Below are 13,841 nucleotides of genomic sequence, written 5' to 3'. Positions count from 1 at the left end.
CCGATCGTCTTGCCAATCTAGGGAAAGCGGAATGAGATTTAAAGTTGCCGGCCTTCACATCGCCGTCATTGTTGCTTCGCTGATCTTTGCTGTCGCGGCGAGCGCAAGGCCAATCAGCCTGGTCGGCTTTGGAGACAGCCTTATGGCGGGCTACCAACTCCCTCCCGGTGATGGCTTTCCGGAAAAACTGCAAGCAGCACTGAAAGCCAAAGGGGTCGACATATCGATCGCCAACGCGGGAGTGTCCGGCGACACGACGACCGGCGGTCTTGCGCGGATAGACTGGTCGATCCCTGACGGCACCAATGGCGTGATTCTCGAATTGGGTGCCAATGATGCCCTGCGCGGCATCCCTCCCGAAGAAAGTGAAAAAAACCTCGATCAGATGATTGCCCGGCTAAAGGAGCGTGGGATTGCCGTCCTTCTCGTCGGAATGCTGGCGCCGCCGAACATGGGCGGGGACTATGCGGCGCGCTTCAACCCGATCTACCAGAAACTCGCGCAAAAACATGGCGTTGCGCTCTATCCCTTCTTTCTCGAAGGCGTAGTCCTTCATGCCGGTCTGCAGCTTGAGGATGGGATGCACCCCAACAGCAAGGGGGTTGATGTGATGGTCGAAAAGATGGAGCCGGCTATCACGCAATTCTTGGCAACGATTTCTACTGTGAAGAATTAGGGGCTTGCACAGGTGCCCAATGCGTGATTCCGTGTGAGCACGTGCAAAAGATTCGGGGAGTGCTCGTTATGCCGAGACTGTTTACCGCCCTCGAAATTCCGCGCAATGCCGCGATGAGCCTCTCATTGCTGCGCGGTGGTCTCCCTGGTGCAAGATGGATCGATGTGGAAAATTACCACATCACCTTGCGGTTTATCGGCGATGTCGATGGACGAACGGCAGACGAAATTGTCGATCGGCTCGACCGCATCGACCGGCCCGAATTCCAGATCCGTCTCGATGGAATCGGCGCATTCGGGTCCAAGAAGCCACATTCGGTCTGGGCCGGCGTCTCGCCTTCGCCCGAGATGTATGCGCTGCAGGCCGAAATCGAGCGGATCTGCCAGCGTATCGGATTGCCGCCGGATCCCCGTAAGTTCACGCCGCATGTCACGCTCGCGCGGCTGAAATCGTCGCGGGTCGACGATGTGGTGCATTATCTGGCCGGTCGCGGAAACTTCCAGACCTCGGCCTTCACTGTTCCCCGCTTCGTCCTGCTGTCGTCAAGGGAATCGGTCGGCGGCGGCCCCTATCTGACGGAAGAGATCTTCCCGCTCCACGAGGCATTGTCCGTTCCCAGCGTCTCGAGCAGCTTCCTGCAGCCGGTGAAGAGCCTGGCGTAGACAAGTTCGAACTCGTCCGCGTCGCCGTAATAGGGGTCGGGTATATCCTCGCCGCTCGCCAACGCGAAATCGCCGAATAGGTGGATGTTTGTGGCTTGCGGGCGGATCCGATGCAGTTCGGCGATATTTGTGCGATCCATCGCGAGTATCAGGCCGAAGTCGCTGAAATCCTCCGTCGTTATCCGACGAGCGCTTTGCCGGGAGATGTCTATCCCGTGACCTCTGGCCGTCGCGATCGAACGCTGATCGGGATGCTCGCCTTGGTGCCAACCGCCGGTGCCGGCAGAATCGATCTCGAAACGATCGGCAAAGCCGGCCGCGTCGACAAGATGCGAGAAGATACCCTCGGCAAGGGGAGAACGGCAGATATTGCCCATGCAAACAAACAGGATGCTGATGCGTTTCATCTGTGGTCCATGATGGAAAGAGGAGGGACAATCGCATGAAACGGGAAAAACTGGAACGGCAAGCCATCGCTGCCGAGCTCGCCAAGCTGGATGGCTGGTCGCTCGATGACGCCGGCACGTCGATCTCGCGAAGCTTCAAGTTTCGCAATTTCGTCGAGGCTTTCGGCTTCATGACCGAAGCAGCGCTCGCGGCGGAAAGGCTCAATCATCATCCCGAGTGGCTCAATGTCTATTCGCGCGTCGAGGTGAAGCTCAACACCCACGATGCTGGCGGCCTGACCGAGCTTGACTTCCGGCTAGCGACGGCGATGGAGAAGGCGGCAGCACGCCGGCTTGATTGAATCCGGTGCAGCCATCACCATATGTGCGCGTGAACGAAAGGACCAATCGGGATGGACGACGTCAAATTCGGTGAGATCCTTCTGCCGGGTGACGATGATACGCAGAGCCGGCGCGAGCAGACTGTACGCAAGAAATTCTGGCCGACTTTCAAGAAGGCCGTGCGGCAGATTCCATTCGCGCGCGACGTCGTTGCCGCATTCTACTGCGCGATGGATCCGCAGACGCCGACGAGGGTGCGCGGCGTCCTTCTGGCGGCGCTTGCCTATTTCGTCATGCCCATCGACATGATCCCTGATGTTTTTGCCGTGATCGGTTTTTCGGACGACGTAGCAGTCCTCTCCGCAGCCTTCGCGATGGTCAGCAGGCACCTGCAGCCGAGGCACTATGAAGCAGCAGACCGTGCGCTCGCCGACAAGGCTGAAGGCATGAAGACGATCTAGCCGCGTCGGTACGTCAGGCGCTCTCGGCCTCAAGAACCTTCCTGAGTTTTCCGAAGGCAAGCCGGATGCGGGACTTTACGGTCCCAAGCGGCAAGCCCGTCGCCTCCGCGATCTGCGAATGGGATTGGCCGAGAAAGAAGGCGGCGCGGAGCATTTCCCGTTGTTCTTGCGGGAGTTGGCTGACAGCGGCGCGCACGTGGGCGTCGCGATCGTCGTTTGCGAGGATCTCGTCGGCGCCGCTTTCAGCGACCGGCTGCAATGCCGGGTCTGCTCGATCCAGGACATGCGCTCTGGCCCGACGCTGAAGATCGATCCGCCGGTTGCGGGCAATGCGAAAAAGCCAGGTCGACAGAGACGAACGGCTTGCATCATAGAGTCCGGCCTTGTGCCAAAGCACGATCATCACCTCCTGAACGAGTTCTTCTGCCTCGCTGCTTGCCATCCTTTGACGTAGTAACCAAGATTTGAGGCGCGGTGCGAAGTAGTCGAATAACACGGTGAATGCCTCTTGGTCGCGGCGTTCCGCAACGGCCCTGGCGAGGGCGGCGAAGCGCTGTTTCTCCTCGGCATTCATGTTCCGTGCAAAGTCCCCTGGCTCAGCGAATTCTCCAACGGATTTCCAACGCTTATTGACGTACAACGGTTTCTGAAAAGGTCAAACTCTTGCCTGAATCTTTATGTCTTAAATCATTCATGACGATGGTGTGCGTGCGCACGCGGCATCACGCCATCACCGGCGAGGCGCCAGCGCCCGACGTTGGCACTTGGGCGAAAATGACACAGGCAGGGACTTCTCGCAGTCCCTGTTGACGCTTTGGTAACCTGAATTAAGTCAAAATAAAGCAGATCGTGATTATGCGTCGCCCGTTCGCTTCGGGCTCGAATCGCAAGAACCGGCAGGATATCCATGTTTGTAAGAAGTACCGCAATCGCCCTTTCCCTCGTTCTCACCGGCGCCGGCATTGCATCCGCTCAGTCCAAGAAGTCGCAGCCTGCAGCGCCGGCAGCGCAGCAGCAGGCAACGCCGGCTTCGACGGCGCCGACACGTATCCAGCAGTTTCAGGCTTGGGGCGCCTATTCGTACAAGTCCGGCGCGAGCACCGTCTGCTACGTGCTGTCTGTGCCGACGGAAAAGAAGCCGGCGGGCATCGACCACGGTGACAACTTCTTCATCGTCTCGCAGCGTCCCGGCCAGAACATTTCCTACGAGCCGCAAGCAATGATGGGCTACACGGTCAAGGAGAACTCGAAGATCGATGTCGTTATCGACAACAAGACCTTCGTGATGTTCACCAAGGACAAGGCCGGCTGGGTTGAGAACGCGGCTCAGGAGCCGGCACTCGTCGCGGCCATGAAGAACGGTCACGCGATGACCGTCAACGCTACGTCTCGCAAAGGCACGTCGACCTCCTACAGCTATTCGCTCTCCGGCATTTCGGCCGCGCTGAAACAGGTTGAAGGCTGCAAATAAGCGCTTCGTGACCGTTCATTGAATTCGAAGGCCGGCCTTGCGTCGGCCTTCGTCGTTTTCCATCTCTAGTGACGCGCGGCAAAAATGATGCTAAAGGCCCGCACAACAGCGGATAGATCGCGGCTTTGCCGCCGTGCTCCGCATTCAACTCTGCCATCATGCCCTCCGTGCCCGCAAGTCATCCGGCTTACTGGGAGGATCGCATGTTGAATTCGGGATTAGAGATTATGTCCGTCATGGATGCGATGACCGTTACCAAGCCTGCCGGCGCCCCGATGCGCAGTGCCGATGCCGCGCTAAAGCCTTCGCTGATCGGCTTGAGCCGCGAAGAAATGGGCGCTGCGCTGCGCGAAAGGGGCGTGGCCGAAAAACAGATCAAGATGCGCGTGGCCCAGCTCTGGAACTGGATCTACGTGCGCGGCGTCTCCGATTTCGATCACATGACGAATGTCGCCAAGGACATGCGCGAGATGCTGAAGCAGCATTTCACCATTGCGCGCCCGGAGATCGTCGAGGAGCAGGTGTCAAACGACGGCACTCGCAAGTGGCTGCTGCGCTTCCCGGCGCGCGGCGCCGGCCGTCCGGTCGAGATCGAGGCTGTCTATATCCCGGAAGAGGGCCGTGGAACGCTTTGCATCTCAAGCCAGGTGGGCTGCACGCTGACCTGTTCCTTCTGTCATACCGGAACGCAACGTCTGGTGCGCAACCTGACGGCCGAAGAAATTCTCTCCCAGCTTCTACTGGCCCGCGATCGGCTGGGCGATTTCCCGGACCGTGAAGCCCCACAGGGCACCATCATGCCAGCCGAAGGCCGCAAGGTCAGCAACATCGTGATGATGGGCATGGGCGAGCCGCTCTACAATTTCGATGCCGTGAAGCAGGCGTTGCTGATCGCCACCGATGGCGACGGCCTGTCGCTGTCGAAGCGTCGCGTGACGCTGTCGACGTCAGGCGTTGTGCCTGAAATCTTCCGCACCGGCGATGAAATCGGCGTGATGCTGGCAATCTCGCTGCATGCCGTGCGCGACGACCTGCGCGACATCCTCGTACCGATCAACAAGAAGTACCCGCTCAAGGAACTGATCGACGCCTGTCGGACGTACCCGGGCTTGTCGAACGCCCGCCGCATCACCTTCGAATATGTGATGCTGAAGGACGTCAACGACAGCCTCGAGGATGCCAAGGGTCTCGTCCGGCTGCTGAAGGGCGTGCCGGCGAAGATCAACCTCATTCCGTTCAACCCGTGGCCCGGCACCAACTATCAGTGTTCCGACTGGGCGCAGATCGAGAAATTTGCCGATTTCATCAACTCGGCCGGCTATGCCTCGCCGATCCGCACGCCGCGCGGCCGCGACATTCTTGCAGCCTGCGGCCAGCTGAAGTCGGAATCGGAGCGCATGCGCAAGACCGAACGGCTGGCTTTCGAGGCGATGATGATCGCCAACCACGGCGCGGATGATTGATCAGCAAGTTTGATCCTTCAAACACCTCCGGATGATTGATTTCATGGCCTGCTTTTCCTAGAAGCAGGCCAAAATCATGTCTGGAGGATACCCAATGCGTTCCATTCTGCTTGCTGTCGCGGCCACGCTGGCTCTCACCCTGCCTGCCAAGGCGGAAGATGTGACCGTCGCGGTCACGGCTATCGTCGAGCATCCGGCTCTCGACGCCGCACGCAAGGGTGTCCTCGATGTGCTGACGGCCGCAGGCTACAAGGACGGCGAGAACCTGAAGTTCATGTTCGAGTCCGCCCAAGGTAATCCAGCAACGGCAGCGCAGATCGCCCGCCAGTTCGCCGGCGAAGGCCCCAATGTCATCGTGCCGATTTCCACCCCTTCCGCGCAGGCCGTCGTTTCCGCAACGCGCGACATTCCGGTTGTCTTCACCGCCGTTTCCGATCCTCTCGGCGCGCAGCTCGTGAAGAACATGGACAAGCCCGGCGGTAACGTCACCGGTCTGTCCGACATGTCGCCGGTTGCGGAGCATGTTGCACTCATCAAGGAAATCCTGCCGAACGCCAAGACGATCGGCTACCTCTACAACTCCGGCGAAGCCAATTCCGTATCGTTGCTTGCCGTCCTGAAGACGGAGGCCGAGAAGGCCGGCCTGACGGTCGTTGAGTCGGCCGCCACCAAGTCCGCCGAAGTGCAGGGTGCTGCGCGCGCGCTCGTCGGCCGTGCCGATGCCATCTACATCCCGACTGACAACACCATCATCTCTGCGCTCGAAGGTGCCGTTGCCGTTGCCGAAGAAAGCAAGCTGCCGCTGTTCACGGCAGACACGGACTCCGTCTCGCGCGGCGCGATTGCTGCGCTCGGCTTCAACTACTACGACGTCGGCAAGCAGACCGGCGAGATCGTCGTTCGCATCCTCAAGGGCGAAAACCCAGGGGACATTCCGGTGAAGGTTGCTGCCGGCAGCGATCTCGTCATCAACAAGGGTGCGGCAGCAAAGATGGGCGTCACGCTGCCGGAAAGCGTTTTGAAGCGCGCGACGAAGACCATCGACTGATCGAAGTCGATTTCAGAACCAACCATCCAGCCGCTCCCGTTTTATGCGGGGGCGGCTGATGGTATTAGAAGCTTGGGTCCGCTGAGAGGCGCGACAGGTCAGAAGAAAGGGCAGGAGCCTTGAGTCAGATCGCATTCTGGGGAGCCGTGGAGCTGGGGTTGGTCTATGCCTTCGTAGCGCTCGGCGTATACCTCGCATTTCGGGTGCTAGATTTTCCGGATCTGACCGTCGACGGCTCCTTCCCGTTGGGTGCTGCCGTGACAGCGGTGCTGATTGTCGCCGGCGTCAACGCCTGGCTTGCTGCTCTCGTTGCCATGGTCGCTGGTGCTGCGGCGGGTCTCGTCACGGCGATGCTCAACGTACGGTTCAAGATCCTCAATCTGCTGGCCTCGATCCTGACGATGATCGCGCTCTTCTCCGTCAATCTGCGCGTCATGGGCAAGCCGAACGTCGCGCTGATCAACGCGGATACGATGATCAGCCCGTTCTTCGGTCATGGGCTGCGTGATTTCTACGCTCGACCGCTGTTCGTCGGCGTCCTCGTCGTTGTCGCCGTCGTCCTCGTCTGGCGCTTCCTCGAGAGCGACTCGGGTCTGGCGATGCGCGCGACGGGTGCGAATGCCCGCATGGCCCGCGCGCAGGGCGTCGATACCAGCCGCCAGATCTATCTCGGCATGGCGATCTCGAATGCGTTGGTCGCCCTCGGCGGTGCGTTGTTTGCGCAGACGAATGGCTTTGCCGACGTCACCTCGGGTGTCGGAACGATCGTCGTCGGTCTTGCGGCGGTCATCATCGGCGAAACGCTGCTCGGCCGGCGGGGTCTGCTGATCGCGCTGATCGGCTGCGTCCTAGGCTCGATCCTCTACCGCATCGCGATCCAGCTGGCGCTCTCGACCGATGTCATCGGGCTGCAGGCATCCGACCTCAATTTCGTGACGGCCGTCCTGGTTACTGTTGCGCTCATTCTTCCCCGCCTTCGCCGCGGAGGCGCCGCGTCATGATAACCCTCAAGGAAATCAAGGTCATCTTCGGCAAGGGGACGCCGCTGCAGAAGCAGGCACTGAACGGCGTTAGCCTTACCATCGAAGAAGGTTCGTTCGTCACTGTCATCGGTTCGAACGGAGCCGGCAAGTCGACGCTGCTTGGCGTTCTGGCCGGCGATGTGCTTGCCAGCGAAGGCCAGGTTCTGATTGGCCACGCCGATGTCACGCGCAAATCCACGGCGGCCCGCGCCGGCCTCGTCGCCCGCGTCTTCCAGGATCCGCTAACGGGAAGCTACGGCTCGCTTTCGATTGAGGAGAACCTTGCGCTGGCGGCCCGTCGCGGTGAGCGGCGCGGCCCTGTCTCGGCGCTCGGACCGCAGCGCCGCGAGCATTTCCGTGATCGCATTGCCGAGCTCAACCTCGGCCTCGAAAACCGGATGAAGGACCGCATGGACTTGCTTTCCGGCGGTCAGCGGCAGGCGGTGTCGCTGGTCATGGCGACACTTGCCGGCTCCGAAGTGCTGCTGCTCGACGAGCATACGGCGGCGCTTGATCCTGGCATGGCCGAATTCGTCATGGGCCTCACGCAGAAGATTGTCTCGGAACGCAAACTAACGACGCTGATGGTCACACACTCCATGCGCCAGGCGCTCGATTATGGGCACCGCACGATCATGTTGCATGGTGGGGAGATCGTTCTCGACGTCAGCGGTGACAGCCGCAAGACGCTGCAGGTCGAAGACCTGATCGCCATGTTCCGCAAAATGCGCGGCCAGACCTTGGATGACGACGCGCTGCTGATCGGTTGAGCCGTAGGGCGCTTAGCGCGCCTGCGTCAGCAGGATCTTTGCCGCGAAAACCGAGAACACGCCGGCGAAGGTAAAATCCATGCCGCGCAGAACCTTCTTGTTGTTCTGCAGCCAGCCGGCAAGCCAGTCGGCCGCGAAGACGACGGCAGCATTCACCGGCATGCCGATGACGATGAAGCAGAACCCGAGAAACAAAAGCTTCTGCGTCACTGTCGGGTCGCCGGCGCTGACGAACTGCGGCAAGAACGTCATGAAGAAGATGATAACCTTCGGGTTCAACAGGTTGACCCAGAAGCCCGAGGAGATGTTGGCAAGCGGCGTGCCCTTTGATGCTTCCACCTTGTTGACCGAAAACTTCGAGCCGTACCGGATCGCCTGGACGGCAAGCCAGAGCAGATAGGCTGCACCGCCTGTCTTCAGGATCAGGAAGGCCGTGGGCGATGCGGTGATCAAGGCCGAAACGCCGAAGGCGACCAGCATGGTGTGAACGACGATGCCAAGGCTCGTGCCGAGAACGACGAACAACGCCGCCTTCTTGCCCTGCGCCAGCGCCCGGCTGATGGACAGGGTCATATCGGGGCCGGGTGTCGCCGCAAGCAGAAGGGTCGCAGCGGCAAAGGCGAGAAGCGTCGGAAAGCTGGGCAGGAAGTCCATGGTACACTCCGAAAGCCGGATGAAAGCTTTGCCGTCATATCCGGCTTTCAGAAAATGTCTAATCAAACCTTCTAATGCGACCTATTCCTTGCGTTCGAGGTAGGCCTTGAACTTGTCGGCATAGTCCTTGTGCCAGCGCGACAGCGGCGGACGGTTCTCGATGATGTCGCCCATCGCCCAGGCCATGCGGCGTTCGTCCACCGAGCGGGCGACGTCGTTGTCGGGGCAGAGGATGTAGAAGTCGCCGCGTTCCAGGCTTTCGATCATGAAGTCGACGGTCTGTTCCGGCGTCCAGGCGGAGGCCGGCTTTTCGGCACGATCGCCCTTTGTCAGGCCGGTGAAGACGAAGCCGGGGATTAACAGGTGGGCAGAGATCCTCGAGCCCTCTGTGTTTCGCAATTCGTGCTCCAGTGCTTCGGTGAACACCTTCACGCCGGCCTTCGAAACATTGTAGGCCGGATTGCCGGGCGGGGTGGTGATGCCCTGCTTCGAACCGGTGTTGATGATAAGGCCCGGTTCGCCGTGCGAGAGCATGTGCTGGCCGAAGGTGCGCGTTCCGTTGACGACGCCAAGCAGGTTGACGCCAAGGATGCTGTCCCAATCGGCCTGGGCGCTGAACATCGACGTCTCGGGGCCGATGCCGGCATTGTTCATAAGAATATGCACGCGGCCGAAGCGCTGGATCACGGTCCGTTCGAGCGCGTCCAGCGAGTCCTTCTGCGCAACGTCGGTTTCAACAGCCAGCACGTGCTCCTCTCCAGAGATCGATTTCAGCTGCTTGGCGGCCTCTGCCAGCCGTTCGCCGCCGAGATCGGCAATGGCGACGCTCATGCCGGCTCGGGCAAAGTGCTTTGCCGCGGCAAGCCCGATTCCGGAGGCTCCGCCGGTGATGACGGCAACATTGGATTTCTTGATGATGTCTTGGATTCTTGTCACGGCCAGCCTCTCCTCAGCATTGTCAGGACGCTGGCAGATATGGGTTGCGCTTTCGGCCTGTCAAACATTATCCGCGCCGTCTATGGTCGCCGTTGCCCTTGCGTCGTGCGTCAATCTCGCTAAAAGTGCCCAGCCATACCGGGCTTGGCGGGTTTGCCGCTGCCCCTTTGCAACGGACCTCATCATCATGGCATCTAAGAAAGACGTGAAGAAAGTCGTGCTCGCCTATTCCGGCGGCCTCGATACCTCGATCATCCTGAAGTGGCTGCAGACGGAGCTCGGCGCCGAAGTCGTGACCTTCACGGCCGATCTCGGCCAGGGCGAAGAGCTGGAGCCGGCGCGCAAGAAGGCCGAGATGCTCGGCATCAAGGAAATCTACATCGAGGACGTGCGCGAAGAGTTCGTGAAAGACTTCGTCTTCCCGATGTTCCGTGCCAATGCCGTCTATGAGGGCGTCTATCTGCTCGGTACGTCGATTGCGCGTCCGCTGATCTCCAAGCACCTGATCGACATTGCCCGCAAGACCGGCGCCGATGCGATCGCGCACGGCGCAACCGGCAAGGGCAACGACCAGGTTCGTTTCGAGCTCTCCGCCTATGCGCTGAACCCGGATATCAAGATCATCGCGCCGTGGCGTGACTGGGCCTTCAAGAGCCGTACCGATCTCCTGGCATTCGCTGAGCAGCATCAGATCCCGGTCGCCAAGGACAAGAAGGGAGAGGCGCCGTTCTCCGTCGACGCCAACCTGCTGCACTCCTCGTCCGAAGGCAAGGTTCTGGAAGATCCGGCGCAGGAAGCTCCTGAATACGTGCATATGCGCACGATTTCGCCGGAAGCCGCTCCTGATAAGGCAACGATCATCAAGGTGGGTTTCGAGAAGGGCGATGCTGTTTCGATCAACGGCGTTCGCATGAGCCCGGCGACGCTGCTTGCAACCCTTAACAGTTACGGCCGCGACAACGGCATCGGACGTCTCGACCTCGTGGAAAACCGCTTCGTCGGCATGAAGTCGCGCGGCGTTTACGAAACGCCCGGGGGCACGATCCTGCTTGCCGCGCATCGCGCAATCGAATCCATCACGCTCGACCGCGGTGCCGCGCACCTCAAGGATGAGCTGATGCCGCGTTACGCCGAGCTGATCTATTACGGCTTCTGGTTCTCGCCGGAGCGCGAGATGCTGCAGGCGTTGATCGACAAGAGCCAGGAGCATGTCGAAGGCGAAGTGACGCTGAAGCTCTACAAGGGCAATGTCATGGTCATCGGCCGCGAGAGCCCGAAGTCGCTCTACTCCGACAAGCTCGTCACCTTCGAAGACGACCAGGGCGCCTACGACCAGAAGGATGCCGCCGGCTTCATCAAGCTCAACGCACTGCGTCTGCGCACGCTCGCAAAGCGCAATATCTCGAAGTAAGCGAGAACAGCCCGATAGAGATCAAAGGCCCGCCTCGTGCGGGCCTTTTCATGCGCCAATCGTGGCGTGGGAAACCTTTGCAGCGCGCCGTGAGGCGCGGACGAACCAGACGTACCTCGCGATTGAGATCAGTGCCATGGTCGGGATCACGGTTCCGAACGCCAGAAGCGACATGCCGATCAACGAACCCGCGACGCCGCCTGCAAAGCCGCCACCCATCTGGATGAAGCCCATCATTGCGGACGCCGAGCCGGCAATATGCGGGAAGGGGTAGAGGCCCGAGGTTGTCATGTGCGGCGTCAGCAAGGCAAGTCCGAAGGCCAGGAACGCGATCGGCCCCATGATCGAGAGATAGGTGGGCGTCACGAAGTGGACGGAGAGCGCAATCATGATGCCCGCGAACCCGAGCAGCCCGAGCCCGACGCGCACGGAACCGTCGCCGCCCAAGCGCGGCGCCGCATAACGCAGGCAGACGGAGCCCAGGAAGTAGGAGCCGGACTGTAGCAGCATTCCGAGGCCGAAGGCTGCAGGCGAGAGACCGACGACCTTGATGAGGATGAACGGGAGCAGCGTCGCCTGTGCATAGAGGGCACCGATCGAGCCGCCGAGCACAAGCGAGGCGGAGACGAAACGGCTTTCACGTGCAAGCTCGGCATAAGCGGCCAGAAGCGGTCCGGGTAGGGCACGGCGGCGATCGGGCACGCTGGTTTCGCGCATGAAGACGATCACCGAAAGGCAGATCAGCAGACCGAAACCGATCAGAAGGAAGAAGACGGACTGCCAGCCGAAGGCGGCAAGCGCCAAACCGCCGACTGTCGGTGCCGCGGCCGGCCCAATGGCGATCATGATCCCGATCAGGTTCATGATACGGGAGGCTTCGGTTCCGGTGAACTGGTCGCGCACGATGGCGCGGGCGACCGTGATCCCGACGGAGGCGCCGATGCCCTGGATGAGACGGCCGGCGAGCAACCATTCGATGCCAGGCGCAAAGGCGGCAAGCAGGCTACCGGCGACATAGATGCCGATGAAGAGGAGCGTCGCCGCGCGCCGCCCGAAAGCGTCCGAGAGCGGGCCTGCAAGCAATTGCGCAAACGAGAAACCGGCGAAATAGACGGAGAGCGTCATCTTGATTGCCGAGTCGGACGTCCGGAACGCCTGCACGAGCTCGGGCATCGCAGGCGTATAGATCGACATCGAGATCGGGCCGATTGTTGCGAGAAGCGCGCCGAGCATGCTGGTTCGCCGTTCGCTCATCCGGAATGGGGGCATAGGGGTACTCGGTCTTGATGGCATGTGAGAAGCCGCCAAAGGGCGACCCCTTCCTTCTGTCGCAAGCTGCGTGATCCGGCAATTCAAAAATCTTATGGGTCGCCATCATCGCTTGACGGGTTTGGATTGGCGCATAAGCTGCAGTGGTTCCTTCCGGAGTTCTTTCGATGACCCAATCGTTGCTTGCAGGAGCCTTTCTGGCTGCCCTTCTTTATGTGCTCATTCCCGGTCCGGCGTTCCTCGCCCTGCTTGGCATCGGTGCGGGGCAGGGACGTCGCGCCGGCGCGCTGTTCGTCGGCGGCCATCTGGTCGGTGATCTGCTGTGGGCGTCACTGGCGCTGATTGCAATCATCGGCGCAAAGACGATCGGGACCTTTGTCTTCGACGCGCTCGGTCTTCTCTGTGGCTTCTATCTTGCCTGGATCGGCTGGAATGCTGTGAGGGCAAAGCCGAAAGGAGACGGACAGGCTTTGATGGTCGTCGAACGGCCGTTCCGCCGTGGCCTGATCTTCGGCGTCACCAACCCGAAAGGGTATCCCGTGGCGCTCGCAACGTTCACGGCTCTCGTTGCCGGCTCGGCGAGCGCGTTGCAGTTTCACACGTTGCCGGTCCTGCTTGCGGTTTCGTTTCTGGGCTTCATTGTCGCCGATATGATCCTGATCACGATCATTGGCGCCGGCACGGTGCGGCGGTTCTATCGCTCGCACGAGCGGCTGATCGTCCGCTGCTCCGGTGTCTTGTTCATGGGTTTCGCAGCGCAGGCGCTCTGGCACGCGACACCGGGCCTGCTCGGGTGGCGGAAAGCCTGAGATCAGACGTCGAGGAAATTGACGACCGAATTTAGCGTCGCCACCGTTTCCGGGTCGCCGATCGACGTCGCGATCTGCAGCTGGTCTTTGTAGTAGTCCCGGAAATTGAAGGTCGTCGCATCGGTGATATCGGAGAGGTCGAGGATGTTGCCGGCTGGGTCGATCGCTCGCATCGGCAGCGGTTCGGAGATGGCGGCGAATGTATCCTGATTGATCGCGCCCGCATCGAAGCTCTGCCTTGCATAGTGGCGCAGTTCGCTGGCGCTGATCGCTGAGAAATCCGGCGTATCGCCGCCAGTTTCATCAATGTGGAATGCCGTCGAAGGCTTCGCAGTTGTGCCGATTTTGGCTTCTAATTCATTGTAACTATTAGAATTATCGGAATTTCTTCTGAAAAGGAAATTCGGCGAAGACCGCACAGAAAGGATTTCCATGGCCCATATCCAATTGCAAGAAGATGA

At 60.4% G+C, this 13,841-nt stretch carries 17 protein-coding genes; 11 read left to right on the top strand and 6 right to left on the bottom strand.

The window, feature by feature from the left end; genetic code table 11:
- The first annotated feature begins 31 nt into the window (after positions 1–31).
- Positions 32–676 carry an arylesterase gene (locus tag BSG20_RS04485; protein WP_072369429.1) on the top strand — a complete coding sequence of 215 codons (645 nt, stop codon included), beginning with the start codon at positions 32–34 and terminating at the stop codon, positions 674–676.
- A 68-nt stretch (positions 677–744) separates the two neighbouring features.
- Positions 745–1,338, top strand: a complete 594-nt coding sequence (gene thpR / locus BSG20_RS04480; RefSeq protein ID WP_072369426.1) for an RNA 2',3'-cyclic phosphodiesterase — start codon at positions 745–747, stop codon at positions 1,336–1,338.
- Here thpR and BSG20_RS04475 read toward each other — a convergent pair.
- Positions 1,245–1,745 carry a low molecular weight protein-tyrosine-phosphatase gene (locus BSG20_RS04475; RefSeq protein ID WP_072369424.1) on the bottom strand — a complete coding sequence of 167 codons (501 nt, stop codon included), beginning with the start codon at positions 1,743–1,745 and terminating at the stop codon, positions 1,245–1,247. The two genes, thpR and BSG20_RS04475, sit on opposite strands and share 94 nt — an antisense overlap.
- Before the next feature lie 35 nt (positions 1,746–1,780).
- Between BSG20_RS04475 and BSG20_RS04470 the strand changes: the two genes are divergently transcribed.
- Positions 1,781–2,086, top strand: coding sequence for a 4a-hydroxytetrahydrobiopterin dehydratase (locus BSG20_RS04470; RefSeq protein ID WP_072369421.1), 306 nt, complete (start codon positions 1,781–1,783; stop codon positions 2,084–2,086).
- Between the two features lie 51 nt (positions 2,087–2,137).
- A complete protein-coding gene (locus tag BSG20_RS04465) occupies positions 2,138–2,527 on the top strand; it encodes a YkvA family protein (RefSeq protein WP_072369418.1) in 390 nt (129 codons plus the stop codon).
- A 13-nt stretch (positions 2,528–2,540) separates the two neighbouring features.
- Here BSG20_RS04465 and BSG20_RS04460 read toward each other — a convergent pair whose 3' ends face one another.
- Complete coding sequence (locus tag BSG20_RS04460; protein ID WP_072369415.1) at positions 2,541–3,101, bottom strand: sigma-70 family RNA polymerase sigma factor; 561 nt, start codon at positions 3,099–3,101, stop codon at positions 2,541–2,543.
- 333 nt (positions 3,102–3,434) lie between these two features.
- Here BSG20_RS04460 and BSG20_RS04455 point away from each other — a divergent pair, with 333 nt between their 5' ends.
- The 5 genes from BSG20_RS04455 to BSG20_RS04435 all read left to right on the top strand — a co-directional run bounded on the left by BSG20_RS04455 (position 3,435) and on the right by BSG20_RS04435 (position 8,301).
- A complete protein-coding gene (locus BSG20_RS04455; protein ID WP_024315293.1) occupies positions 3,435–3,998 on the top strand; it encodes an invasion associated locus B family protein in 564 nt (187 codons plus the stop codon).
- 227 nt (positions 3,999–4,225) lie between these two features.
- Positions 4,226–5,461, top strand: a complete 1,236-nt coding sequence (gene rlmN, locus BSG20_RS04450) for a dual-specificity RNA methyltransferase RlmN (protein ID WP_072369413.1) — start codon at positions 4,226–4,228, stop codon at positions 5,459–5,461.
- A gap of 94 nt (positions 5,462–5,555) precedes the next feature.
- Positions 5,556–6,509, top strand: a complete 954-nt coding sequence (locus tag BSG20_RS04445; RefSeq protein WP_072369411.1) for an ABC transporter substrate-binding protein — start codon at positions 5,556–5,558, stop codon at positions 6,507–6,509.
- A gap of 119 nt (positions 6,510–6,628) precedes the next feature.
- A complete protein-coding gene (locus BSG20_RS04440) occupies positions 6,629–7,510 on the top strand; it encodes an ABC transporter permease (protein WP_072369409.1) in 882 nt (293 codons plus the stop codon).
- Positions 7,507–8,301 (top strand): ABC transporter ATP-binding protein, encoded by a 795-nt coding sequence (locus tag BSG20_RS04435; RefSeq protein WP_072369406.1) that lies wholly within the window; start codon positions 7,507–7,509, stop codon positions 8,299–8,301. Before BSG20_RS04440 ends, BSG20_RS04435 begins: the two co-directional genes overlap by 4 nt.
- Positions 8,302–8,313: 12 nt before the next feature.
- On the opposite strand, the gene BSG20_RS04430 is transcribed toward BSG20_RS04435, so the two are convergent.
- Positions 8,314–8,955, bottom strand: a complete 642-nt coding sequence (locus tag BSG20_RS04430) for a LysE family translocator (protein ID WP_024315288.1) — start codon at positions 8,953–8,955, stop codon at positions 8,314–8,316.
- A gap of 81 nt (positions 8,956–9,036) precedes the next feature.
- Complete coding sequence (locus BSG20_RS04425) at positions 9,037–9,891, bottom strand: SDR family NAD(P)-dependent oxidoreductase (protein ID WP_072369404.1); 855 nt, start codon at positions 9,889–9,891, stop codon at positions 9,037–9,039.
- Between the two features lie 187 nt (positions 9,892–10,078).
- Between BSG20_RS04425 and BSG20_RS04420 the strand changes: the two genes are divergently transcribed.
- The gene (locus BSG20_RS04420) at positions 10,079–11,302 is read left to right on the top strand and encodes an argininosuccinate synthase (RefSeq protein WP_072370153.1); all 1,224 of its coding nucleotides are present in this window, start codon (positions 10,079–10,081) and stop codon (positions 11,300–11,302) included.
- A 48-nt stretch (positions 11,303–11,350) separates the two neighbouring features.
- On the opposite strand, the gene BSG20_RS04415 is transcribed toward BSG20_RS04420, so the two are convergent.
- Positions 11,351–12,535 carry a multidrug effflux MFS transporter gene (locus BSG20_RS04415; protein WP_093041027.1) on the bottom strand — a complete coding sequence of 395 codons (1,185 nt, stop codon included), beginning with the start codon at positions 12,533–12,535 and terminating at the stop codon, positions 11,351–11,353.
- 203 nt (positions 12,536–12,738) lie between these two features.
- Here BSG20_RS04415 and BSG20_RS04410 point away from each other — a divergent pair, with 203 nt between their 5' ends.
- Positions 12,739–13,380: a LysE family translocator gene (locus tag BSG20_RS04410; RefSeq protein WP_072369397.1), complete on the top strand. Its 642-nt coding sequence runs from the start codon at positions 12,739–12,741 to the stop codon at positions 13,378–13,380.
- Between the two features lie 2 nt (positions 13,381–13,382).
- Here the strand turns inward: BSG20_RS04410 and BSG20_RS04405 are convergent, their stop codons facing one another.
- The gene (locus tag BSG20_RS04405; protein ID WP_072369394.1) at positions 13,383–13,814 is read right to left on the bottom strand and encodes a hypothetical protein; all 432 of its coding nucleotides are present in this window, start codon (positions 13,812–13,814) and stop codon (positions 13,383–13,385) included.
- Positions 13,815–13,841: the final 27 nt, after the last annotated feature.

It is taken from the genome of Rhizobium tibeticum, assembly GCF_900110205.1.
GTDB classification, from domain to species: Bacteria; Pseudomonadota; Alphaproteobacteria; order Rhizobiales; family Rhizobiaceae; genus Rhizobium; species Rhizobium tibeticum.
The sequence above is the reverse complement of the archived record's forward strand: the minus strand, read 5'-3'. Positions and strand labels throughout refer to the sequence as shown.

Bases quoted from the DNA above. Each gene is read 5' to 3' on its own strand.
- BSG20_RS04485 (WP_072369429.1), top strand. From the start codon at position 32: ATGAGATTTAAAGTTGCCGGCCTTCACATCGCCGTCATTGTTGCTTCG.
- thpR (WP_072369426.1), top strand. From the start codon at position 745: ATGCCGAGACTGTTTACCGCCCTCGAAATTCCGCGCAATGCCGCGATG.
- BSG20_RS04475 (WP_072369424.1), bottom strand. From the start codon at position 1,745: ATGAAACGCATCAGCATCCTGTTTGTTTGCATGGGCAATATCTGCCGT.
- BSG20_RS04470 (WP_072369421.1), top strand. From the start codon at position 1,781: ATGAAACGGGAAAAACTGGAACGGCAAGCCATCGCTGCCGAGCTCGCC.
- BSG20_RS04465 (WP_072369418.1), top strand. From the start codon at position 2,138: ATGGACGACGTCAAATTCGGTGAGATCCTTCTGCCGGGTGACGATGAT.
- BSG20_RS04460 (WP_072369415.1), bottom strand. From the start codon at position 3,101: ATGAATGCCGAGGAGAAACAGCGCTTCGCCGCCCTCGCCAGGGCCGTT.
- BSG20_RS04455 (WP_024315293.1), top strand. From the start codon at position 3,435: ATGTTTGTAAGAAGTACCGCAATCGCCCTTTCCCTCGTTCTCACCGGC.
- rlmN (WP_072369413.1), top strand. From the start codon at position 4,226: ATGTCCGTCATGGATGCGATGACCGTTACCAAGCCTGCCGGCGCCCCG.
- BSG20_RS04445 (WP_072369411.1), top strand. From the start codon at position 5,556: ATGCGTTCCATTCTGCTTGCTGTCGCGGCCACGCTGGCTCTCACCCTG.
- BSG20_RS04435 (WP_072369406.1), top strand. From the start codon at position 7,507: ATGATAACCCTCAAGGAAATCAAGGTCATCTTCGGCAAGGGGACGCCG.
- BSG20_RS04430 (WP_024315288.1), bottom strand. From the start codon at position 8,955: ATGGACTTCCTGCCCAGCTTTCCGACGCTTCTCGCCTTTGCCGCTGCG.
- BSG20_RS04420 (WP_072370153.1), top strand. From the start codon at position 10,079: ATGGCATCTAAGAAAGACGTGAAGAAAGTCGTGCTCGCCTATTCCGGC.
- BSG20_RS04415 (WP_093041027.1), bottom strand. From the start codon at position 12,535: ATGCTCGGCGCGCTTCTCGCAACAATCGGCCCGATCTCGATGTCGATC.
- BSG20_RS04410 (WP_072369397.1), top strand. From the start codon at position 12,739: ATGACCCAATCGTTGCTTGCAGGAGCCTTTCTGGCTGCCCTTCTTTAT.
- BSG20_RS04405 (WP_072369394.1), bottom strand. From the start codon at position 13,814: ATGGAAATCCTTTCTGTGCGGTCTTCGCCGAATTTCCTTTTCAGAAGA.